Below are 22,346 nucleotides of genomic sequence, written 5' to 3'. Positions count from 1 at the left end.
AGTCCGGCGCTGGTCGGGCGGTGGTGTGTCAGCGGCGGGCGGGTTCGGCGGCGGGTGTGGCGGGAGCGCCGACGCCGACGACCGGGCTGCTCCGGCGGCGACCGAACATTCCCTGCGAGACCGCGACCCCGAGCAGCACGATCAGCGCGCCGACCGGTTGGTGCCAGTTGAGGCGTTCGTCGAGCGCCAGAGCACCGATCAACACCGCGAAGATCGGAATCAGGTACGTGACTGTGGACGCGGTGCTCGCACCGGCCACCCGGATGTTGCGCATGTTGATCACGAACGCGAGCCCGGTGCCGAGCGCGCCGAGGGTCAGCACGCTTGCCACCACCCCCGCCGACAGCTCGGTGGGCAGCGGCGGCAGGCCGGCGACGAAGGGGGTGACGATGGCCAGCTGCGCGGCCGCGAGCAGCAGTTGAGCGGTGGAGAGCGACAGACCCGAGTACGCGCTGCCGGCGACGAACCGCTTCTGGTACGGGATGGACACGCCGTAGCAGGCCGCCGCACCGAAGCACATGAGCTGCCCGGTGAAGTGCGCCCCGCCGATGCCCTCCCAGACCCCGAGGACCACCAGCACCCCGACGAAGCCCAGCCCGAGCCCGACCGCACGGCGCACTGTGAGCCGCTCGGTGCGGAAGACCAGCACCGCCATCGGCAGCACGATCAACGGCGTGGTGGCGTTCCAGATGCCGGCCAGCATCGACTCGACCCGCTGCTCGCCGTAGCCGAAGAGGGTGAACGGCACTGCCACGCCGAAGGCGGCGACGACTGTCAGGTGTGCCCAGACCCGGGGCTCGCGGGGCAGCCGGTCGCGCAGCACGGCGAGGACCACCAGCAGTGTCAACGCGCCGGCGACGACCCGGTAGAGGGTGAGTTGCACAGGGTGCAGCTCGGCCACCCCGACCTTGATGAAGAGAAAGCTGGAACCCCAGATCGCGGCGAGGGCGACAAAGCCGGGCAGCCAGGCGCGGACCGGCGCTTTGTCAGGAGTGGTATCGGTGGTCACCCCTGACACTCTGCCGCAACCGTGCGACAAAGTCGCGCGCCTTTCGGCCGTCACGCCGCACCTGAACCCGCAGCTCGAACACGACAAACGCCGGCGACATGGGGCTGGGGTGGTCACGTAGGGTCGCAGCGTGGGACGAATTGATGAACTCGCCAACCGCTACGTGGCCGAGTGGGCGCCGTTGAGCCCCACCGGCGCCACCTTCGTCGGCATCGCCGGCCATGACGACCAGCTCGACGACCTCTCGCCCGACGGCTACGGCGCGCGCGCGGACCTCACCCGCCGGACCCTCGCCGAGCTGGAGGTGACCGAGCCGGAGACCGAATCGGAACGGACCGCCAAGGAGGCCATGCAGGAACGGCTCGGCCTGGACCTCGCCCGGTACGACGCCGGCGAGGTGACCAGCGAGGTCAGCGTGATCACCAGCGGGCTGCACGAGATCCGCATGGTGTTCGACCTGATGCCCACCGCGACCAGCGACGACCAGGCCAACATCGCCGCCCGGCTCAACGGCTTCGGCGCCGCACTGGAGGGCTACAAGACCACGCTGCGTGAGGCTCTCGCCGCCGGTGAGGTCAGCTCGAAGGTGCAGCTGGTCGAGGTGGCCAAGCAGTGCGACATCTGGGTCGACCCGACCGGTGACAACTTCTTCCACGGGCTGGTCGAGCGGCTCGGGGCGGAGGGCACGCTCGGCTCGGAACTGCGTCGAGGTGCGGCGGCGGCGACCGCGGCGACAGCCGAGTTCGGCCAGTTCCTGCGTACCGAGCTGGCCCCGCACGGGCGGGACAAGCAGGCCGCCGGCCGGGAGCGCTACGAACTCGCCTCGCAGTACTTCCTCGGCGCCAAGGTCGACCTGGACGAGACGTACGCCTGGGGCTTCGCGGAGCTGGCCCGCCTGGAGGCGGAGATGCGGGTCGTGGCGGGGCGCATCGCCGGCTCCGGTGCCACAGTCGACGAGGCCGTCACCACGTTGGACGCCGACCCGGCCCGGACCATCCAGGGCAAGGAGGCATTCCGGGACTGGATGCAGGCGCTGGCCGACAAGGCGATCACCGAGCTGCACGGCACCCACTTCGACATCCCGGAGCAGGTCCGCCGCATCGAGTGCTGCCTCGCACCGACCAGCGACGGCGCCATCTACTACACCGGCCCGAGTGAGGACTTCTCCCGCCCCGGTCGGATGTGGTGGGCGGTGCCGCAGGGCATCAGCGACTTCTCCACCTGGCGGGAGGTGACAACGGTCTACCACGAGGGCGTGCCGGGTCACCATCTCCAGGTGGCGCAGACCGCCGTCCGGGCCGACCTGCTCAACCGTTGGCAGCGGCTGCTCTGCTGGGTCTCCGGGCACGGTGAGGGCTGGGCGCTCTACTCGGAGCGGCTGATGGACGAGCTGGGCTACCTGGAGGATCCGGGCGACAAGCTGGGCATGCTCGACGGCCAGGCGATGCGCGCGGCACGGGTGATCGTGGACATCGGCATGCACCTGGAGCTGGAGATCCCGAAGGACAATCCGTTCGGTTTCCACCCGGGCGAACGATGGACGCCCGAGCTGGGCTGGGAGTTCATGCGCGCGCACTGCCGGGTTCCGGACGAGAACCTGCGCTTCGAGCTGAACCGCTACCTGGGTTGGCCGGGGCAGGCGCCGTCGTACAAGGTGGGTGAGCGGATCTGGCTCCAGGCCCGCGAGGACGCCAAGGCCCGCAAGGGCGCCGATTTCGACCTGCGGGAGTTCCACCGGCAGGCGTTGGACCTGGGTGCGCTGGGTCTCGACCCGCTGCGCCGGGCGCTGGCCCGGCTCTGACCGGGCGGTGGCTGCGCGCGCCGACGGTACGACGAGTCCGTCGCCGCGCGCGGCCACGCCCGAGCCGAGGCCGCTCGCGCGGCCGACTGCTCCACCCCGAGGCCGCTCTGTGGCGGTGCGCTCAGCCGAGGGTGAGTGCCAACGCCGGGCGGGCGGTCAGCGTGTCGCTGGTGACGTACGCCAGGTCGATGGCGGGGTCGGTGAACGTGATCGGGATCGGCGAGGTGATCGGAAGGCCGTCCGGTAGCGGCAGATCCGGAGTCAGCGTGATCTTGATGCCGAGCAGCCGGCCGACGAACCGGGTCGCGTAGAAGGCCACGTCTCCCCGCACTGTCAACTGGTTGGTCGCGTACCGCTGGTTGCGCCCTGCGGGGCCGTCGGCCCGCAGCAGGAAGTCGGTGGTCACCGCCTCCCGCATGCTGAACTTCAGCACCTTGAGGTCGCCCTTCACCGTGTGCAGGTCCGTGACCCCGTCGAACCGCAGCCCGGTCATCCGCACCGACGACCCGGTGAGCTTCGACGGCGTCTGGGCCACCGTCGGCTGGCCCGGATCGGCGGCGATCCGTGGCAGGAGCTTGCCCGGCTGCACCGTTTCCGGCCTGCCGGGTGCCGGCGTTGCGGGTTTGCCCGGGGTCGGCTTGCCCGGGGGCTGCGACGGGCAGTCGGTGGGGCCCGGGCGGGGCGTCGCCGTGCTGGTCGGTCGGGGTGTCGGCGTGGCGGTGGGAGGCACCGGGGGCGCCGGGTCCTCTTGGCCCCCAATGCCGAGCAGATCGCCGATCCCGTCCAGGATGTCGGTGATCACGTTGCCGCCCCGCGCCGGGCTCGGGGTGGGCGTCGGCGTGGCCGCGCTGCGACTGGGCGACGGGGTGACGGCCCGGGGCGGGGTGGGACAGCCGGTCGAGGCCGGTCGGTTCGGTGCGGCCTGGACCGCTCGGGGCTGGCTGGCCAGGCCGACGGCCGCCAGGCCGAGCACCACGAGAGCGACGGCGAAGGCTCGCGGATCAGCGGAACGTCCCGGCCGTTCGGGCGGCGCACCCTCGTCGGACGCTCCGTCCCCCGAATGATCGACAGGCACGACACCGTCCTGCTCGGCGCCGCCGCTGTCGGATCTGTCGCTGTCAACACCAGCCAGGCCGACGCCGGCCAGACCGACGCCGGCCACGCCCAGGTCGTCGCCGTTCTGCTCGATCCCGGCCGGCTGCGGGGTGGGTGGTGCGGGGTGGATCGGGGTCCAGGCGAAGGCGAGCGCGCTGCCGACGATGCCGAGCAGCAGACCGACGAAGAAGCCGCCCAGGTTGAGCCCGATCAGCGAGTACACAGCGGTGACCGCCGCGACGACCGAGTAGAACAGCCGCTGTGCCGGGGTGAACCAGAGCAGCAGGCCACAGGTCACCAGGATGATCGGGATCAGCAGCGAGAGCAGGCCGGTCGCGCCGCTGTGGAAGCTGAGACCGTTGAGGGTCATCCGGGTGGAGGCGAACATCTCCAGCCCGGCCAGGGCGATGAGCAACCCGCCCCAGAACGGCCGGCTGCGCTGCCAGCGGCGGAAGAGCCGCCACACCTGAGCCGGACCACCGGGCCGGGCGTGGGACGGGTTCGCGGTTGTCACGTACTCCTCCTGGCCGAGCGGGGACGGGACCGAGCGGGGACGGGGGCATGGGCCCGGGGTGTCGACCACCGCGGGCCTCGGCTCAGCTCAGAAGCACTCCTTGCCCTTCGCGTCGTCACCCACGTTGACCTTGAGTCGGAGTCCGACCAGGTTGAAGGTGGCCGCCGTGGTGTAGCGGGACACCTGTTGCAGGTTGGTGATGGTGACGTGGTCGGAGTTCTGGCCGAACGAGCCGGCCTGCGCCGTCGGGTTCAGGTCGGTGGCGTCCCGACCAATCCTGATGTTGGTGAAGGTCGCGTTGCCGTTCAACGAGTCCATCGCGATCAGCAGGTCCTTGGCGCGGGCGGGTTCCTTGCCCTCGCCGGCGTTGATGGTGAGCACCACCGGCAGGCCCGGCAGGTCGGCGCGGACGGACTGGCAGAGGCTGTACAACTCGGCGCTGCTGATCTCGGAGAGCGCGATCGGGTGGACCTGCCCGGACTTCCCGTCCTTGCCCTTCTCGCGGACGATGCCGCCGTACTGCTTGAAGCCGTCGCCCTCCAGGCGGTCGGCGCCGATCTTGAATGTCTGCCCGGAGACCGTGATGTCGGACGCGATCGCGCCGGTCGACATTCCGAAGAGGATGGCACCGGCAGCCGCCGTGGCGGGCACCATCATGGCGGCGAAACGCCACCATCGGGTACGACCCTGACTGTCCAACCGATCCTGCACGGGGTTCCTCCTCGGGTCGATGCGCGCGAGTGGCCGGTCCCGAGCGGGCGGCCCGCACTGGGAGCCCGCGTTCTGTTACCGGCTGGTAACCATCGGGCTTGATGGTGCACCCGTTGCGGCGCAGGTCACAACCCCCTGATTACCGGGCGGTAACAGTGAGGCGACCAGGAGGAGGTGGGGCATCACCGAAAGTGAACGAATTCGGCCTCGCAACCCTCTTGTATGACCACAAGACGGGCGCAGGGTGGTGGCGGGATCAGCGCAACGTGACACTACATTGACTAATTACAATCGAATAACAAATGTAAAGCACGCAGGTCGTACGGGTTGCCACATGGCCGAGGGGCGGACCGCGTCGCGGCCCACCCCTCGGTCGTACGTCCGGTCGTACGCGCGTCAGCGCTGCTCCACCTCGCCCGGAGCCGGTCGCTGGGTCGGCACAGTCGGGTCCTCCGACTTCCAGTTGGTCGTAGCCGGCGGGATCTCGTCGCTCAGTGGCCCGCCGACCGGCTGCGGCCTGGGCTGCTCGACGGTGTCCGTGTCGCGTACCGGTTCCTGGTCCACCCGGGTCGGCGTCGGATCGTCGACCGCCGGCTCGGCGCGGTGCCGGGCCGTCCCACCCTCGGGTCGGATCACCAGCCACACACCGAAGACGACAGCGATCAGACCGAGGACACCAGCGACGATCGGGCCCCAGAAACTGATCAGGCCGATCTTGAAGCGGTTGTCCTTGACCGTCTCGACACTGCGGCTGACAGTGTCGTCGGTGTAGTTGAAGTCCGCGTCCAACAACACCGTGGGGGTGCCGGTGTTGGGGCGCAACTCCTTGTGCTGCTGCTCCCGCACGTTCACGTAGGAGCCGGTGACCGGGTCCACCCAGAGCGTACGGATGTTGCTGTAGACGACCTGGCCGCTGGTGGCGCCGGGCGCGAACTTGCCGACCAGCGTCTGGATGCTGCTCTCCGGGGTGGCCAGCACCTCGTTCTCGATCCGCTGCTCGAAGCGGTACGCCTCGATGCCCTTGATCTTCTCGGTGCCGACGAACTTGGCCGGGACAGCCCGCTTCAGGTCACGGTCGAAGACCTGGTAGTCGCGCTTGGCGGTGCCGAACGGGAACTTGTAGATCTGGCCGGTGTACTTCACGTTGCCGACCGGAGTCCCGTCCGCCCCGGTCTCGTTGAGCCACTGGTCCTTCCACGAGGCGGCCGCACCGGAGATCCGGTAGAGAGCGAGTTCGGTGCTGTACTGGCTGACCACGTCCTGGTTGTCGGTGCGCCGGACCGTCTGGTAGACGTCCCAGATCACCGCGTCGCCCTTGAGGTCCTCGGGCAGCCGATCCTTGGTGTCGTCGGGCTGTGGAATGACCTCCACGTTGGACACCAGGTCGCCCTGCGGAACCTCGATGCTCACCGAGCTGCCGGTGGCCGTGATCTTCAGGAACCTGGCGTTCTTCGCCTCGGCGACGGACGTCGTTGGCTCAAGATCGTAGGGGAGCTTGGTCACGGCGGGGGCCACATAAAACGGCAGCCCGGCCGCGAAGACCAGCAATAAGACGCCAAGCCCGAAGAGCGCGGCGCCCACGCGAAGCTTCACTCATCCTCCTGTAACCTGCCGCCCTACGACCTGTTGTCCGGGGCACCCGATCCTTAACATGGCGGGAGGTTACTCCCCGGTCACCTTCAAAGCGACCCCCTGGATGTCCAGATGTCCACAGCCGCCGCGCCAACAGTTTCGGAGCCTTCGGTAACCGGCCGACTTCCCGCCCTCGACGCGCTGCGAGCAATCGGCGCGGTGGCGGTCGTCGGTCACCACGTCGGGTTCCAGACCGCCGTCACCATGAACACCCCCTGGGGCGGCTGGCTGGCTCGACTGGACGTCGGCGTCGCCATCTTCTTCGTACTGTCCGGGTTTCTGCTGTTTCGGCCGTGGGCGCTCAACGCCGCGACGGGACGGGCCCGACCCCGCGCCAAGCGCTACCTGTGGCGGCGAGCCCTGCGCATTCTGCCCGCCTACTGGTTGGCGATCGTGGTCTGCCTGATCGTCCTGCCGCAGAACGGGCAGGCGTCCGTCGGCGACTGGATCCGCCACCTCACCTTCACCCAGATCTACCAGGCCGGGCAGTTGCGCGCCGGGCTCAGCCAGACCTGGAGTCTCGCCACCGAGGTCGTGTTCTACCTGATCCTGCCGCTGGTCGCCGTGCTCGCCGTCGGCCGGTCCTGGCGTCCGGTCCGGACCATCGTGATCGTCAGCGGAAGTGCGCTGCTGACCGCTGGATGGCTCACCCTGATGGGGCTCGGCTGGCTCGACGCCGCCCTGCACACCATGTGGTTCCCCTCGTACGCCGCCTGGTTCGGCACCGGCATGGCACTGGCGGCGGCGCACGTCGCCCTGCGCACCGGGACCGCGCCCGCGGCCTTCCGGGTCCTGGACGACCTGGCCTCGGCACCGGTCACCTGCTGGGCCGCCGCCGTCGGCCTGATGGCGATCGCGACGACGCCCGTCGCCGGCCCCCGCGACCTCACCGAGCCGACGGCCGCCGAGTTCGGCGTCAAGCTGGCCCTCTACCTCGTGATCGCGGCACTGATCCTGATCCCGGTGGCCTTCGGCGGGCCGAGCCGGGCCAAGGAGATCTTCGGCAGCTCGTCCGCCCGGTGGCTCGGCGCGGTCTCGTACGGGCTGTTCCTGTGGCACCCCATGGTCATCGAACTCATCTACCTGGTCGACGATCGACCGCTGTTCACCGGCGGGCTGCTCAACACCTTCGCCCTCACCATGGCCTTCGGTCTGGTGTACGCAGCGGTCAGCTACTACGGCGTCGAGCGGCCCCTGCAACTGCTCGGGTCGCAGGGTCGGCGCCGATCCACCGGGCGTGGGCGGACGTCCGGGACCTCCGCCACCGACGTGGCCGCACCGGCCACCACGCCGCCGACCGTCGCGGCTGGCACTCCGGTGCCCACTGTCGGCGGGTAGCGCCCAGCGCTGGCCCATCGGGGCATTGCCGGCCGGCACACCAGCCCCTAATGTGACGCGGGTCGCTAAATTACTTGAGAGTAGGGTTCGCGTGGAGCGTCGCTTCGGCATGCCCGGAAACGTGTTGTTCCTCAACTGGCGAGACACCCGCAACCCCGAGGGCGGCGGTTCCGAGGTGTACGTCGAACGGATCGCCGCCGAACTGGTGGCGCGCGGATTCCGCGCCACTCTCTTCTGCGCCGCCCACAGCCAGGCTCCCGCCGACGAGGTCAACGAGGCGGGCGTACGGCTGGTGCGGCGCGGTGGCAGACACAGCGTCTACCTCTGGGCGGCACTCTGTTACGTCGCGGGCGCGCTGGGCATCGGCCCGCTGGCGGCCCGCCGCGGCGGGCGGCCCGACGTCCTTGTCGACGTCTGCAACGGGTTGCCGTTCCTCGCCCCGCTGTGGGCACGACGCCCGGTGGTCAAGCTGATCCACCACGTGCACCGCGAGCAGTGGCCAGTGGTGCTTCCACAGTGGGCTGCCCGGTTCGGCTGGTGGATCGAATCGTCGCTCGCCGTACGCGTCTACCAGCGGTGCCGGTACGTCACCGTCTCCGAGGCGACCCGCCGAGAGTTGGCAGTGCTCGGCGTGCCGCCGGAGCAGGTCTCCGTGGTGCACAACGGCACCCCGACGCTGCCCCACACCGACGCCGAACGGGCGACGTTCCCGCTGCTCGTGACGCTGAACCGGCTGGTGCCCCACAAGCGGGTGGAGGTGGCACTGCGGGCCGTCGCGGCCCTCGCCGACGAGCTGCCCCAACTACGCCTGGTCGTCGCCGGCCAGGGCTGGTGGGAGTCGCACCTGCGTGAACTCGCCGCTGAGCTGGACATCACCGAACGGGTGGACTTCCGGGGCTTCGTGACCGAGGAGGAGAAAGCCGCCCTGCTCGCCTCGGCCTGGGTGGCCCTGACCCCGTCCCTCAAGGAGGGCTGGGGGCTCACGATCGTGGAGGCGGGTTCGGCGGGCACCCCGACTGTGGCGTTCCGAGGAGCGGGCGGAGTCACCGAAGCGGTAGTCGACGGGCGTACCGGCCTGCTGGCCGACGACATCGACGACTACCTGATGAAGGTGCGCACGCTCCTGCACCGGGATGAACTGCGGCGGGAGATGGGCGCTCAGGCCCGGGAGCACGCGGCCAGCTTCACCTGGCAGGCCGCGGGTGGGCGCTTCGAGGCGATCCTGAAGAGTGTGGAGTCGCCCCGCCCAGTGCAGCAGCGGGGCGAACCGTCCTACCTGTCGCCGTAAACCGCTGGGGCGTACGGGTCCTTCTTACCGGCCCGCTTGGCGGCCTCCGAGACGAGCTTGGCCTCACTCGCGGCCTCCTCGTCGGTGGCGGTCGCGGCGGCCGAGATCCCGCCGAGAGCCAGGATCCCCAGCAACGCCGCCACCAGGCCAGACACGACCAGGGTCAGAGCTCTACGCATGCCAATCCTCCAATGGCGAGACGTGCGAGCGGACGTTACCACGCGGTAGCTCGCCGGTGTAGGGCCGAAACGGCGGCAGCGATGACCACCAGAAGGGCAGCGCTGAGGGCCGCCACCACCGCCAGTCGGGCCGGCCCCGACCCGCCCGATTCCCGCACCGTCGCCGGGTTGCGGTACAGCGTCAGGAACGGTCCGTCGTGGACGCGCTCCAGGCCGCCGAGCACCTGAGAGTCGACCTCGCCGGAGACCTCGTGCTGCACCAGGACCCAGCGCACCCCAGTGGTCCAGACCTGCCGGCCCTCGGCCAGCGCCCGGCGCATCTCACGGACGCGCGGGTTCTCGCCGGCCACGGCGACGTCGCCGACCCGGAGCGTGTCGTCGGTCAGGACCGTCCCCGGCAGGTAGCGGGGCGCCGGGTCCAGCACGACCCGACCAGGGTTCCACGGGTACGCCCGGTAGGCGCTCAGCGGCAACGCGAGGATCTCCCCCGGCTCCTCCTCGATGTGCTCGGCCACCCGCTGCCACTCCGCCGGATAGCTCACCGGACGAAGCCGACCGACACCGCCGAACGCCAGGTCCGGCAGGACCGCCACCGGCAGGAACAGCAGCCCGACCAGGACCACCCCGGCCACCTCCCGGTCGATCCGGGCCACCAGCCGCTCGGCCCCCAACGCCGCGCACACCACCAGCAGCAGGGCGTACGGCGCCAGGAACTTCTGCCCATCTCGCAGCAGCCCCGCGCCGGGCAGGTGCACCACCGCCCACCGAAGCGCGGCATCCCCGCCGGGGAGCAGCCCGAAGGCGGCGAGCAGGAAACCGGTCCCGGCGAGCACCGCCAGGCGCGCCACCCCACCCGGGGGTAGCCGGCGCCGCAGCAGGCCCGCACCGACACCGGCCAGGATCAGCAGCACGAGGGTCGCCACCGGCACCAGTGGCACCGCGCGACTGGCGGGGGTGGCCTGTGCGCTCCAGATGCCACCGGTGCCGGCCAGCGCCACCAGCGGACCGGCCCAGTTCTCCGAACGTGCCGCGAACGCCGCCACCCCCGCCGGGTCCGAGGAACTCCCGGCACCGGTGACCAGGGCCGCGACCACCCAGGGGGCGTTGAGCACTCCGACCGCGGCCAACGCCTGCCGGGACCGGTGCGGATGCATTCGCTGCGACACCAGCAGCGACCGGGGCGCGCGCATCCGGTCCGACGTCAGCACCAGCACCGTGCCCAGCGCGATCAGACCGCCGGTCGGCGTGATGGCGGCGGGAGCGGCGGCGAGCACCACCCGGGCGAGCGCGCCGTCGCGCCCGGCCCGCAGGTCCAGCACCGCCCGCACCAGCCAGGGCAGCGCGGCGTACGCGAGCAGCAGCCCCCACTGCCCGATCAGCAACCGCTCGGCGAGGTACGGCGACCACGCGTACGCCAACGCGGCGAACAGCCGGACCGCGCGCCGTTCGGTCGGCACCAACCGGCCGGCGCCGACCGCCGCGAGGAAGACCGCCCCGGCGAGCGCCAGCCGCTGCACCAACCAGCCCGGCACGAGCTGGGTGACCAGCGAGACCAGCGCGTCCATCGGCACCGCCCGGGGCAGACTCTGCGCCGGGGCCACGAGATCCCAGGTCAACGGCTGCCGGGGTACGAACACCATGTCGTACAGCAACGCGTAGCCGGGCGTCGCCAGCGGGGCCAGCACCACCACAGTGACGGCCGCCGCGACCGCGTACAGCGACAGCGTGTCCCGCGCTCGCCGAACCGGTGCGGCCTCGACGCCGTCGGTCGGCTCAACCATTCACGATGCCGGCACCGCCCGGCCGACGGTGATCAGCTCGGTGCACACCCCGACCCCTGGCGTCTGGACGGTGACCTCGACGGCGTCCCCCGCACCCTCCAACAGGAAGAACAGGTCGTTCAGCCCGCGTCGCAGGGTGATCTCGCGGGTGGCGTCGCCGAGCCGGAACAGCGCTGTCGAGTCACCCGAGCTGAGGTAGCCGAAGTGCACCGCGTACGGCCACTCCACCAGGTACCCGTCCAACGGGATCCGAGTGGGTCGGCCGCCCTGGGCCAGGTGCCCGCAACCGTCCACCGGGCCGGGCACGATCTTCCGTCCCTGGACCACTACCGGACGGATCCGGCCGAGATCATCGAACGTCGACGGTCGCGCGGCCTCCGTCACGAAGGTGGGTCGACGCTCGGCCGGGCGGAAGAAGTGCGACTGGAGATTGTCCGGCCAGAAGTAACCGGCGATCACCCGGTCCGGGACGGCGGTGTCGAAGAAGACGGTGCCCGGCGGCGCTGCGGCGAGCTCGGCCTGCGTCGTCGCGAGATAGTCCCGCCCGTACTTCGTACTCCAGTTGTCCCCGAAACGGGCAGTGCTCCACAGGGTGCCCACGCCGATGGTCGCCAGGACGACGATCATCGAGACCAGGCCGACAGCGAACGCGCCCGGCTCCCGCAGGACCGTCGGCACCGGCCACGCCGACACCTCGTCCTCGTCGGTGTCCTTGATCCCCAGCAGGGCCGCGCCCACACAGATCGCGGCGACCAGCACCACGTCGGCGACGTACCGGGGGACGACGCCGACCAGAGGGCCGAGCGGCCCGCCCAGCCGGGTGACGGCGAAGAGCGCGGCGACCAGACCGAGATAGGAGGTGAGCAGCAGCCAGGCCCGGCCGGCCGACGGACGCCGCCGGACGGTGACCACGACGAGCGTCGCCAGCACCGCCCACGACAACCACTTGGCGATGTCGTACGGGTCGACGAGCGGGGGGCCGTCACCGGCGTAGGTCCAGCGCCAGGGACCTCCGAGCAGACCCGGCACCACTGTCTCGCCGACCAGGTCACCGAGGAAGTTGAAGACCGGACCGACGGACGCGGGTTCGTCCAGTTGGCGGGCGGCGGGACGGGTCAGGTAGAACGCCAGGTATCCCCCCGACAGCGCGCTGAGCATCAGCCAGGCCGGCCAGTGCCGGCGGATCGCCGTGGCGAGACTGCGCCACACTCCACCGGAGGTGAAGAGGAAGACGGTCAGCAGGAACAGCAACGGCACGATCAGCAGGGACTTGGTGTCGAAGAGCAGGCCGAACACCAGCCAGAGCGCGACCGCCACGAGGTGCCGCAGGCGACCGGTCCGCACGTAACGGACCTGGGCTGCCACCGCCATGACCAGGGCCAACTGCATCGGCAGCACGAGCAGCCCGACCAACCACAGCGAGGAGACCTCGAGCGTCAGTGGGCAGAACACGAACAGGCACAACGGAATGAGCAGGCCCCAGCTTGGCCGGAGCAGATCGCGCAGCAGCCGGTACACAGCGATCCCGGTCGCCGCCTGGCCAACCGCCAGCAGCAACACCCACGGCCAGGTGGCGAAGCCCGCCGCCCGCACCATCGCCCACGCCACAAACAGGCCGCCGGGCATGAGGTGGTTGTTGAACGTACGCAGGAGATAGTCCGCGTCCAGCCCGGTGTCGAGGACCTGGGCGGCGATGACGAACTCGTCCTGCGAGAACCAACCACGGGTGGCGAGGCCGGCGCGCCAGGCGACGGACACCGCGATGAGGGCGATCGCCACGGCGCGGACAGGGTCGGCGCGGAGCCATCGGCCGATCGGCCCGGGCCCGTCGCCGTCGGACGAGACGCGTTCCGGATGCGTCTCGGCCTCAGCTTCTGGCATTGACATGGTCGGCAGCCTGCCACACGCTTACACGCCGTGGGGACGGCCGTTCTCCCGATAACGCCACCGCAGCGCCCCTGGTCGCCCGTCCGTGCCCGGTCCGGATAACGTCGCGCGACAGTCGTCGGCTGCAGGTGCGCGTCCGGCCGGTGAAGACAGGAGCCGAAATGCGTGCAGAGGTGGCCAGTGGCGCCGCTCCGGGGTCCAGCCGGAGCCGGCACACGGCCCGACGGTTCCGGCACCTGGTCATCTGCATCGCTCTCACCGCCCTCGCCTTCCAGCAGGCCCCGGGCCAGGTCGTCCCGGACACCAAGGTCGACCTGTTCGTCAACCCGGCCGGGTGGCTGCTCCGCTCGCTGCACCTGTGGGACCCCACCGGCACGTTCGGCCAACTACAGAACCAGGCGTACGGCTATCTCTGGCCGATGGGCCCGTTCTTCCTGCTCGGGTCGGAGTCCGGCCTCGCGCCGTGGGTGGTGCAGCGGCTGTGGTGGGCACTGCTCTTCTGTGTCGCCTACCTGGGGGCCGTGCGCCTGGCGGGCCGGCTCAACATCGGAACGCCCGCCGGGCGCATGATCGCCGGCGTCGCCTTCGCGCTGTCACCGCGCATCCTCACCCAGCTCGGCTGGTCCTCGGTGGAAGCCTGGCCCAGCGCCGTCGCCCCCTGGGTGCTCATTCCACTCGTCGGTCTCGCCGCCGGCACGCGACTGCGACGCGCCGTCGCCGCGTCAGCCATCGCCGTCGCCTGCGCCGGTGGCGTCAACGCCACTGCCGTGTTCGCTGTGGTGCCACTGGCCCTGCTCTGGCTCGCCACCGTCCAGCCCGTACGCCGCCGGGTCACCGCCATCGCCGCCTGGTGTGGCGCGGTGGCCCTGGCCACCGCGTGGTGGTTGGTTCCGCTGCTGGTCCTCGGGCGGTACAGCCCACCCTTCCTGGACTACATCGAGACCGCCCGAAACACCACGAGCGTCACCGACGGGGTGACCACCCTGCGCGGCGCCTCCTACTGGGTCGCCTACCTGGCCTCCCCGTTCGGACCGACCATCCCGTCCGGTGCGCGACTCGCCAACGAGGCGGTGCTGGTCGCCGCCACCCTGGCGGTCGCCGCCCTCGGTGTGCTCGGGCTGTCCCGACGGGGGATGCCGCACCGCCGGTTCCTCATCACCGGTCTGGTGCTCGGCGTCGCGCTCGTCGGCCTCGGGCATGTCGGCGACCTGCCGAACATCCTCGCCGGGCCACAGCGGGAGTTCCTCGACGGCGTCGGCGCACCCCTGCGCAACGTGCACAAGTTCGACGTCCTGCTCCGCCTACCCCTGTGCCTGGGCATGGCGCACCTGATCGGGTTGGCCGTCCGGGCGGCGCGCACCGCGCCCGCGCGGCACCGTCGGCGAACCGTCGCACGCGCCTGGCTGACCGCCGGCACCGCCATCGTCGCCGTCACGGCGGTCGCCACACCCGCCCTCGCGGGCGGTCTCGCCACCCCGGGCAGCGTGAAGGAGGTGCCCGGCTACTGGCACGACGCCACCGACTGGCTCGACGCGAACACGGGGCTCGGGCGGGTGCTCGTCGTACCCGGGGCGCGTTTTCCGTCGTACGACTGGGGCAACACCACCGACGAGATCACCCAGCCGCTGCTCAACAGTCGGTGGGCGGTACGCAACGCCATCCCCTTCACCCCACCGACCACGATCCGACTGCTGGACGTGATCGAGGCGACGCTCGCCACCGGCGCCGGATCGACCGGCCTGGCGGACCTGCTGGCCCGATCCGGAATCAGCCACGTCCTGTTCCGCGCCGACCTCGACCACGGCCGCTCCGACACGGCCCGCCCAGCGGTGGTCCGGCAGGCGCTGGAGCGCTCACCCGGGTTGACCCGCGTCACGTCCTTCGGCCCCCTGCGCGGCGGGCCCTCGTCCCCCGACGAGTTCCGCGACCACGGGCTCGACGTGCCCGTCCGGGCGCTGGAGGTCTACCGGGTCGACCGGCCCGTCGAGCCGGTGGTCGCCTACGACAGAACCGACGTGACCACTGTTGTCGGCGGCCCCGAATCACTGCTCGACCTCGCCGCGGCGGGGCAGCTCGGCCCGGCGCCCACCGTCCTGGCCGGCGACGCGTCGACCGCCGACGTCGCCGGACCGGTGGCGATGACCGATGGTCTGCGCAGGCGGGACGTGTCGTTCGGCGGACTGCGGGACAACACCTCCCAGACGTTGACCGCCGACGACACCTTCGAGGTCACCGCGCCCGCCCACGACTACCTGCCCGAGTGGGGCGCAGAGCACTCCACCGTCGCCCGTTTCGAGGGCATCAACGCGATCCGCACCTCCACCGCCCGTTCCCAGGTGGACTCCCCCGGCGGTGCCCGCCCCGAGCACCAGCCGTACGCGGCGATGGACGGCAACCCGGCGACCTCCTGGCAGTCCGCGCCGTACTCGCCCAGCGACCAACAGTGGATCGAGGTGGGCCTCGCCAACCCGACGACTGTCACCCGGGTCGAGGTGTGGTTCGACCTGAAGGCCGATGCCCTGCCCACGACGGTGACCGTCAGCGCCGGGTACGAGAGCAGCACCGTCGAACAGTTCAGCGACCACATGGTGTTCGAACTGCCCGGTGTCCACGCCACCCGCGAGGTCCGGGTCTCGGTCGACAGCGCGTACGACCTGCGTCCGTTCGGAAACGGCTCGGTCGGCATCGCCGAGATCAAGATTCCGGGCATCCAGACCAGCCGCACCCTGGTCCTGCCCGCCGCACCGGTCACCGACCGACCGGCGACCGTCGTCGTGTCCGCGGCACCCACCACGCCGGCCTGCTTCTCCGTCGACGGGTACCCGCGCTGCTCCACCGACGCCATCCGTGGTTCCGAGGACGGGTCCACCATCGACCGGACCCTGACCCTGCCGGCGGCCGGCGCGTACGACGCCAAGCTGTGGGCGCGGCCCACGGCCGGCCCCGACCTGGACAACGCCCTCGACAAGTTGGTGACCGACGCGCAACCGCTGCGGCTCGCGGCGCAGATCAGCGCCTCCTCGACGGCAGTGCCCGACCCGACCGGCCGGGCCGGGGCGGCACTCGACGGAAACCCGGCCACCAGTTGGTCACCGGCGATCGACGACGAGGCACCGATCCTGCGACTCAAGTGGCTCAAGCCGCAGACCATCACCGGGCTCCGCTTCTCCGTCGACGATAAGACACCCGCCACCCGTCTCGGCAGTGTGCGGGTGGTCGGCGACGACGGCTTCCGCAGCAGCCTGCTCGGCGACGACGGGCTGCTCCGCCTGGACCCGCCGATGCGGACCGACGAGATCACCATCCAGTTCCTCGACAAACCGTCCGCCACCAGCACCGACCCGTACAAGCTGCGGTTGCCGGAGCGGTTGCCGATCGCGGTCGGCGAGGTGACAGTGTTACCCGGAGCGCCCACCGTCGGACCGCGTTCCGACGCACCACTGGCGCTGGCCTGCGGATCGGGGCCGACGCTCCAGATCGGCGCGGCGCGGGTCACCACCACGCTGCGCGGCACGCTCCGCGACCTGCTGGAAATGCGCGAGATGCCGGTGACGCCGTGCGGCCGGGCCACGCCCCGGCAGCTTGACCTGGGCCGCGGGGAGCACCGGATCGTCGCCACCCCGAGCCAGCTGGCCTCGCCCACCAGGGTCGCCCTGGTACCGAAGACGACCACCCCGACCTCGGCGACCGCCAGCGGCACCGAGATCGAATCCTGGGCGGCCACCGAGCGACGGGTGCGGGTGGCCGGTCACCCCGTCGACCGGGTGCTCGCCGTACGGGAGAACACCAACACCGGCTGGCAGGCAACCATCGGCGGACGGACGCTGAAACCACTGGTGGTGGACGGATGGCAGCAGGGCTGGATCCTTCCCGCCGGCGCGTCCGGAGAGGTGCTGTTGCGTTTCGCACCGGACACGCCGTACCGGGTGGGGCTTCTCCTCGGCGGCGTTCTGCTCGCCGTGGTGGTCCTGCTCGCTGTGGTGCCCGCCCGACAGCCCACCGGGCGAACCTCGGCGACCGTCCCACCGCGCGGCCGACGTCGGGTCACCCGCTCGCTGCCGCTGCTTGCCGTCGGGGCCGCCGCGCTGGTGCTGTGGAGCGGCCTCATCGGCGGCCTGCTGGTCGCGGCCGGATTCATGCTGGCGGTACCCGGCCCACGCCGCCTGCCCTGGCCGGCCGACCCACGCCGGGCCAGGACGATCAGCCGGGCCGTCGAGACCTGGCTCCCCGGCGCGCTCGTCCTGCTCGCCGGGTTGCTCTACCTCGACTCGACACGACGGAACACCGACGCGCTCGTGCAACTCACCATCGTCGTCGCCCTGGGTGCCCTCTGGCTCTCCACCGCCGCCCGACGACGGCCCGTACGCCGGGCCAGGCCGACCGCCGCGACCCCAGCGGTTGCGGCGGCTGCGCTGCTCGCGGAGGGACCGAAGCCGTACCCGGCCGAGCCGGACGCCACCGAGCCGGCGGGGCCCGGCCAGTCGGCTGGACCAGCCGACGGGCAGCTCCCGACCTTCTCCGAGATCACGTGAGCTTCCGACGACCCGCCCGTCGGGAGAGGACGGCCCAGACGGAGCTGACACGCGGATGGAGTACGGGCCTCGGCGCTGCCGGGGTCAGCGTCACAGTGGCCGGGGTCCTGGTCAACGGCCTGGCGTACCTGGTGCCGGTGCTGGCCGCCCGGCGGCTCGACCCGGCCGACCTCAGCGCGCTCGCCACCGCCCTCGGTCTGGTGGCCATCGTCGGTGTGCCCGGGCTCGGCCTGCAACTGGCCGTCGCCGTGCACCGCGCCCGGCACGGCGCCTCCGACACTCGGCGGCTCACCGCTGTCACCGCGGCAGTGTGCGCGGGGACCCTCGTCGCGGCGACACCACTGCTGGTCACCGCCCTGGATCTCCCGGTAGAGATGCCCGCGCTGCTGGCGGTCACCGCCGCGGCGATCGTGCTCTCCTCCCGGTCCCTCGGAGAGTTGCAGGGTGGCCAACGCTTCGTACGACTCGCCGTCGGGATGGCCGTGCTCGCCGCCGGCCGCTACGGCGGCGTGCTCGCCGGATTGCTGCTCGGCGCGGGACCGACCGGCGCGCTGGCGGTCGGCGCGTTGACCGCTGTCCTCACCCCTGCGGTGCTGGCCCGACTCGCCCGCGAGCCCCAACGGTCGTCCACCGCCCCACGGCTGACCGTCGCTCAGGTCGTTGCCGGCTGCGGTGCGACGCTGGCGATGCTCGTCGTCTCCTACGCCGACCTGCTGCTGTCCCGGCAACTGCTGTCCCCGTCGGATTCCGGGGCGTACTCAGTCGGCACCGTCCTGAGCAAGGGTGCGCTCTGGGCACCGCAGGTCGCCGCCGTCCTCGCCCTACCTAGGCTGGCCCGCGGTGACCGGCGCAGCCGAACGGTTGCGCTCGCGGTGACAGGCGGGTGTGGCGTGGTGCTGGTCCTCGCCTCGACGCTCGCCGGAGGGCTCGCGTTCCGCCTCGCCGGTGGGCCCGACTACGACCACCTGGGCCGGTACGCGCCAGTCTTCGCGGCGGTCGGTGCGCTCTACGCGGTGACGTTCGTGCTGCTCAACGACCGCCTCGCGGCCGGCGCACGCTGGGCAGCGGCACCGCTGTGGGTGGGTGTGGCCGGCCTGGTGGCCGTCACCGCGACCCTCCGGCCACACACCGTCCCCGGTCTCCTCCTCGCGGCGGTGGGCACTGCCATCGTCACCACCGCGCTGATGGCGGTGACGGCCCGTCGGCCCGCGCCGGTTCCGGCGGCCCAGCCGACTAGCCCTCCGCGAGCCAGTCCGTCAGCAGTCGGTGGTCGATCGAGTCCACCCGACCGAGCGGACGACCCGAGGCCACCCGGCCCCGCAGCTCCGCCCGGGTGAACCAGCGCGCCTCCAACAACTCCTCGCCGTCCACGCGTACCTCGTCGGAGGTCGCGGTGGCCCGGAAGCCCACCATCAGGCCGGCGGGGAACGGCCACGCCTGTGACCCCTGGTAGGTCACGTCGGTGACTGTCACGCCCGCCTCCTCGCCCATCTCCCGGCGGACCGCGTCCTCCAGGCTCTCGCCGATCTCGACGAAGCCGGCCAGCGTCGAGTACGCGTCCTCGGCCGCGCCCGCGTGCCGGGCCAGCAGACAGCGCCCCGACCGGGCGGGCGCCTCGACCAACACGATGACGGCCGGCTCGATCCGGGGGAACAGCAGACGTCCGCACTCCATGCCGGTGCAGGTCCGCAGGTGCCCGCCGCCGCCGGCGACGGCCGGCGCGCCGCACGTCCCGCAGAATCGCTGCTGCCGGTGCCAGTGCAACAACCCCTGGCGTACGCCAGGACGGACGCGTCGCCGGGTTCGAGCCGCCCGACCAGTGCCCGCACGTCGACGGACCGCACCGCACCGGCCATCTCGACGGCGGACCGCTCGGGGAGCGCGGAGAGGTCCGCGGTGAACACGGCGGCCTCCCCGTCGAGCCCCAGGAAGACGGTCTCGCCGGCGGCGGACCGGACCAGCGCCGCGCGCTCCGCGCTGAGCCGAACCGGCCCGTGCCCGTCCACGAGACAACGGTCCCGCCACATCGGCAGCAGCACGCTGGTCGCCTCGGTGAGCAGCACGCCCAACCGCGTCGGATCGGTGCGCAACGGTCCAGCGCGGTCCAGCGATCCGCCCCCGTACGCCAACACCCGCTCCGCAGTGTCCACCCGGTCACCGTGCCACGTCGGCGGTGGGTCGTCGGCACCGCCCCCGGACCGGTGCGACACGCCGAACGACACGCGGTAGCAGCGCCTGGTGGGCGTAGCCGACGAGGACGGCCGGGCATTCGTTACCGTAGGTGCCTCCGGGAGGGAGGACCTCCTGCGGCACCCTGGCGATCGAGGTTGCAGTGACGCTGTACGGCGAAAACAGTCCACCCGCCGACGACCGGCCCACGGTGCAGGTCACCGCGGTCACCTGGCCGGACGACGGAGCTGAGCCGGCCACCACAGCCGCTCCCGGCGAGCCGGACGGCGGCCCGCGCCGGACGCGTCGGGTGCGCATGCTGCTCGCCGCCGGCATAACCGGTGGCGTCCTCGCCGCCGTGGCGGGTGCCGGCGCCTGGGCGTACGCCGGTGACGTTCCCCGTGGCACCACCGTGCTCGGCACCGAACTGGGCGGCCGGAGCCGCGCGGACGCCGACCGGGAGTTGCGGGCGGAGCTGGACCGCCGGGCGGCAACCCTCGCCACGCCGCTGAAGGTCACCGTCGACGGACGCACCGCCGAGATCAACCCCGCCGACGTGGGGCTGACCGTCGACGTCCCGGCGACCGTCGCGGCAGCCGCTGAGGCCGACGCCCACCCGGTCAGCCGGCTGGTCGGCTCCCGCACCGTCGAGCCGGTGGTGACCGTCGACGTGGGCCGATTGGACGACGCGCTCCGTAAGGTGCTCGGCAACCAGGCCCAGGGCATGACGATGCCGGCGATCACCTATCAGGGCACCACGCCGAAGGTCGTACAGCCCAAGCCTGGGCTGGCTCTGAACCCGGAGCGTTCCGCCGAGGTGGTCCGCGCCGGCTGGCTGGCCGGCGCCCCGGTCACCGTGCCCCTGGTGGAGACCCACCCGGCCACCACTCCGGAGGAGTTGGACCGGATGGTCAGCGAGCTGGCGAAGCCGGCGGTCGCCGCGCCGGTCACCCTGCGCACCAGCAAGGGTCAGGTGTCGATCCCGCCCGCCGCCATCGCGAAGAGCCTCCGGTTCGGCGCCGACAAGACCGGCAAGCTCACTCCCTCGGTGGACGTCAAGCGGCTGCGAGCGGCGCTCGGCGACAAACTGGCCGCCATCGAGGTGCCGCCGAAGGACGCCACCATGACGATTTCCGGTGGCCGGCCCACCGCCAAGGAGGGGCGATCCGGGCAGCAGCTGGACACGGCAGCCCTCGGTCGAGACCTGCTGGCCGTGCTACCGAAGGCGGACGGCCGCGAGGTGACCGGCGAGTTGAAGCCGACGCCGCCGCAGCTGACCGCGGAGAAGCTCGCCGGCCTGGGCATCAAGGAGCGGGTGTCGACCTTCACCACCCGGTTCACCGGCGGCATGGCCTCGTCGCGCAGTCAGAACATCGCGACCATCGCGAGGAAGGTGGACGGCACCGTCGTACTACCTGGGAAGACGTTCTCGCTCAACGGGCACACCGGCGAGCGCGGCTACGCCCAGGGCTACCGGGACGCACCTGTCATCCTCGATGGCAAACTGGTGCCGGGCGTCGGCGGCGGCACCTCGCAGTTCACCACCACGCTGTTCAACGCGACCTACTACGCCGGCTTGGAAGACGTCGAGCACAAGCCGCACTCGTACTGGTTCGACAGGTACCCGGCGGTCATCGAGTCGACGATCTTCTGGCCGAACCTGGACTTCAAGTTCCGCAACAACACCGAGTACGGCGTGCTCATCGACACGTCGTACACCTCCAGCACGATCACCGTGTCGATCTGGAGCACGAAGATCTACGACAGCGTGAAGACCGAGTACGGGCCGCGCCGCAACATCACGACGCCGAAGCAGATCCATCTGGCTCCCGGCCCCTCCTGCATCGAGACCAACGGCATCAACGGCTTCACCCAGGACGCCTTCCGGGTCATCAAGAAGGGCGGCGTGGTGGTCAAGCGGGAGAAGTTCTCCTGGCGCTACGACGCGGAGCCCCGCTACGTCTGCGGGCCGAAGACGCCCTGAGGCTCCAACCGTTCCGGGTCGATCCTTCCCTGAGGCCGCCCTGCTCCGGGTCCAGCTCAGGGTCTGGGGTCAGCTCAGGTCCGGCGTCAGGTCACCGGTGTTGCCGCCGTGTCCATTGCGCTTGCCGCCCTGCGGTGGCATCGGGACCGTGCGCGTCTCCCGAGGCCGAGCCTAGCCCCGAGCGCCAGACCGAGCCCTGAACCGCCGCGATCTTGCACTTTCGGTCGTCGTAACGCGAACTCTGAGCCGGTTTGTCGCCGCAGAAACTGCAAGATCGCGGGGGTGAGATGGAGCGCGGGGCAGACCCCAGGGGGAAACGCAGATTAGGCCACCCCCGGTGGGAGTGGCCTAATCTGGAAGATTGTCCGGCGGCGTCCTACTCTCCCACACCCTCACGAGTGCAGTACCATCGGCGCTGGAGGGCTT

The 22,346-nt window shown here is 71.3% G+C and carries 13 protein-coding genes and 1 pseudogene; 6 read left to right on the top strand and 8 right to left on the bottom strand.

Annotation, left to right across the window (positions count from 1 at the left end):
- Positions 1-28: 28 nt before the first annotated feature.
- A complete protein-coding gene (locus PSH03_RS22890) occupies positions 29-1,009 on the bottom strand; it encodes a DMT family transporter (RefSeq protein WP_210780729.1) in 981 nt (326 codons plus the stop codon).
- A 130-nt stretch (positions 1,010-1,139) separates the two neighbouring features.
- On the opposite strand from PSH03_RS22890, the gene PSH03_RS22885 reads away from it, so the two are divergent.
- Positions 1,140-2,810, top strand: coding sequence for a DUF885 domain-containing protein (locus PSH03_RS22885; protein ID WP_210780728.1), 1,671 nt, complete (start codon positions 1,140-1,142; stop codon positions 2,808-2,810).
- 121 nt (positions 2,811-2,931) lie between these two features.
- Here PSH03_RS22885 and PSH03_RS22880 read toward each other — a convergent pair whose 3' ends face one another.
- The 3 genes from PSH03_RS22880 to pgfA form a co-directional block, all read right to left on the bottom strand.
- Positions 2,932-4,419 (bottom strand): DUF6114 domain-containing protein, encoded by a 1,488-nt coding sequence (locus tag PSH03_RS22880; protein WP_210780727.1) that lies wholly within the window; start codon positions 4,417-4,419, stop codon positions 2,932-2,934.
- Positions 4,420-4,506: 87 nt separating this feature from the next.
- Positions 4,507-5,130: a DUF6230 family protein gene (locus tag PSH03_RS22875; RefSeq protein ID WP_112700053.1), complete on the bottom strand. Its 624-nt coding sequence runs from the start codon at positions 5,128-5,130 to the stop codon at positions 4,507-4,509.
- A 396-nt stretch (positions 5,131-5,526) separates the two neighbouring features.
- A complete protein-coding gene (pgfA, locus tag PSH03_RS22870) occupies positions 5,527-6,723 on the bottom strand; it encodes a cell envelope lipid trafficking protein PgfA (RefSeq protein ID WP_210780726.1) in 1,197 nt (398 codons plus the stop codon).
- A 111-nt stretch (positions 6,724-6,834) separates the two neighbouring features.
- On the opposite strand from pgfA, the gene PSH03_RS22865 reads away from it, so the two are divergent.
- Positions 6,835-8,100, top strand: coding sequence for an acyltransferase family protein (locus PSH03_RS22865; RefSeq protein ID WP_210780725.1), 1,266 nt, complete (start codon positions 6,835-6,837; stop codon positions 8,098-8,100).
- A 109-nt stretch (positions 8,101-8,209) separates the two neighbouring features.
- On the top strand, positions 8,210-9,388 hold the full coding sequence (locus PSH03_RS22860; RefSeq protein ID WP_210780917.1) for a glycosyltransferase family 4 protein: 1,179 nt from the start codon (positions 8,210-8,212) through the stop codon (positions 9,386-9,388).
- On the opposite strand, the gene PSH03_RS22855 is transcribed toward PSH03_RS22860, so the two are convergent.
- The 3 genes from PSH03_RS22855 to PSH03_RS22845 are packed head-to-tail and all read right to left on the bottom strand — an operon-like array spanning position 9,373 to position 13,229.
- Positions 9,373-9,567, bottom strand: a complete 195-nt coding sequence (locus PSH03_RS22855; RefSeq protein ID WP_112589285.1) for a hypothetical protein — start codon at positions 9,565-9,567, stop codon at positions 9,373-9,375. The two genes, PSH03_RS22860 and PSH03_RS22855, sit on opposite strands and share 16 nt — an antisense overlap.
- Positions 9,568-9,602: 35 nt before the next feature.
- Positions 9,603-11,348, bottom strand: a complete 1,746-nt coding sequence (locus tag PSH03_RS22850) for an MmpA family trehalose lipid delivery protein (RefSeq protein WP_210780724.1) — start codon at positions 11,346-11,348, stop codon at positions 9,603-9,605.
- The gene (locus PSH03_RS22845) at positions 11,349-13,229 is read right to left on the bottom strand and encodes a glycosyltransferase family protein (RefSeq protein ID WP_372494849.1); all 1,881 of its coding nucleotides are present in this window, start codon (positions 13,227-13,229) and stop codon (positions 11,349-11,351) included. It lies immediately after the preceding gene.
- 167 nt (positions 13,230-13,396) lie between these two features.
- On the opposite strand from PSH03_RS22845, the gene PSH03_RS22840 reads away from it, so the two are divergent.
- On the top strand, positions 13,397-17,767 hold the full coding sequence (locus PSH03_RS22840; protein ID WP_238690374.1) for an alpha-(1->3)-arabinofuranosyltransferase: 4,371 nt from the start codon (positions 13,397-13,399) through the stop codon (positions 17,765-17,767).
- Positions 17,764-19,104 carry a lipopolysaccharide biosynthesis protein gene (locus PSH03_RS22835; RefSeq protein ID WP_372494842.1) on the top strand — a complete coding sequence of 447 codons (1,341 nt, stop codon included), beginning with the start codon at positions 17,764-17,766 and terminating at the stop codon, positions 19,102-19,104. The genes PSH03_RS22840 and PSH03_RS22835 overlap by 4 nt, the downstream gene beginning before the upstream one ends.
- Here PSH03_RS22835 and nudC read toward each other — a convergent pair.
- A pseudogene (gene nudC / locus PSH03_RS22830) lies at positions 19,001-19,917 on the bottom strand (NAD(+) diphosphatase). The gene PSH03_RS22835 and the pseudogene nudC sit on opposite strands and share 104 nt — an antisense overlap.
- A 182-nt stretch (positions 19,918-20,099) precedes the next feature.
- Between nudC and PSH03_RS22825 the strand changes: the two are divergent.
- Positions 20,100-21,920, top strand: coding sequence for a VanW family protein (locus PSH03_RS22825; RefSeq protein ID WP_238690373.1), 1,821 nt, complete (start codon positions 20,100-20,102; stop codon positions 21,918-21,920).
- Positions 21,921-22,346 lie beyond the last annotated feature (426 nt).

This window comes from Micromonospora salmantinae (genome assembly GCF_022230905.1).
GTDB lineage: Bacteria > Actinomycetota > Actinomycetes > Mycobacteriales > Micromonosporaceae > Micromonospora > Micromonospora salmantinae.
The sequence above is the reverse complement of the archived record's forward strand: the minus strand, read 5'-3'. Positions and strand labels throughout refer to the sequence as shown.

What these genes read in the sequence shown, in the direction of transcription:
- PSH03_RS22865 (WP_210780725.1), top strand. Translation starts at nt 6,835, where the DNA reads ATGTCCACAGCCGCCGCGCCAACAGTTTCGGAGCCTTCGGTAACCGGC.
- PSH03_RS22860 (WP_210780917.1), top strand. Translation starts at nt 8,210, where the DNA reads ATGCCCGGAAACGTGTTGTTCCTCAACTGGCGAGACACCCGCAACCCC.
- PSH03_RS22855 (WP_112589285.1), bottom strand. Translation starts at nt 9,567, where the DNA reads ATGCGTAGAGCTCTGACCCTGGTCGTGTCTGGCCTGGTGGCGGCGTTG.
- PSH03_RS22850 (WP_210780724.1), bottom strand. Translation starts at nt 11,348, where the DNA reads ATGGTTGAGCCGACCGACGGCGTCGAGGCCGCACCGGTTCGGCGAGCG.
- PSH03_RS22845 (WP_372494849.1), bottom strand. Translation starts at nt 13,229, where the DNA reads ATGCCAGAAGCTGAGGCCGAGACGCATCCGGAACGCGTCTCGTCCGAC.
- PSH03_RS22840 (WP_238690374.1), top strand. Translation starts at nt 13,397, where the DNA reads ATGCGTGCAGAGGTGGCCAGTGGCGCCGCTCCGGGGTCCAGCCGGAGC.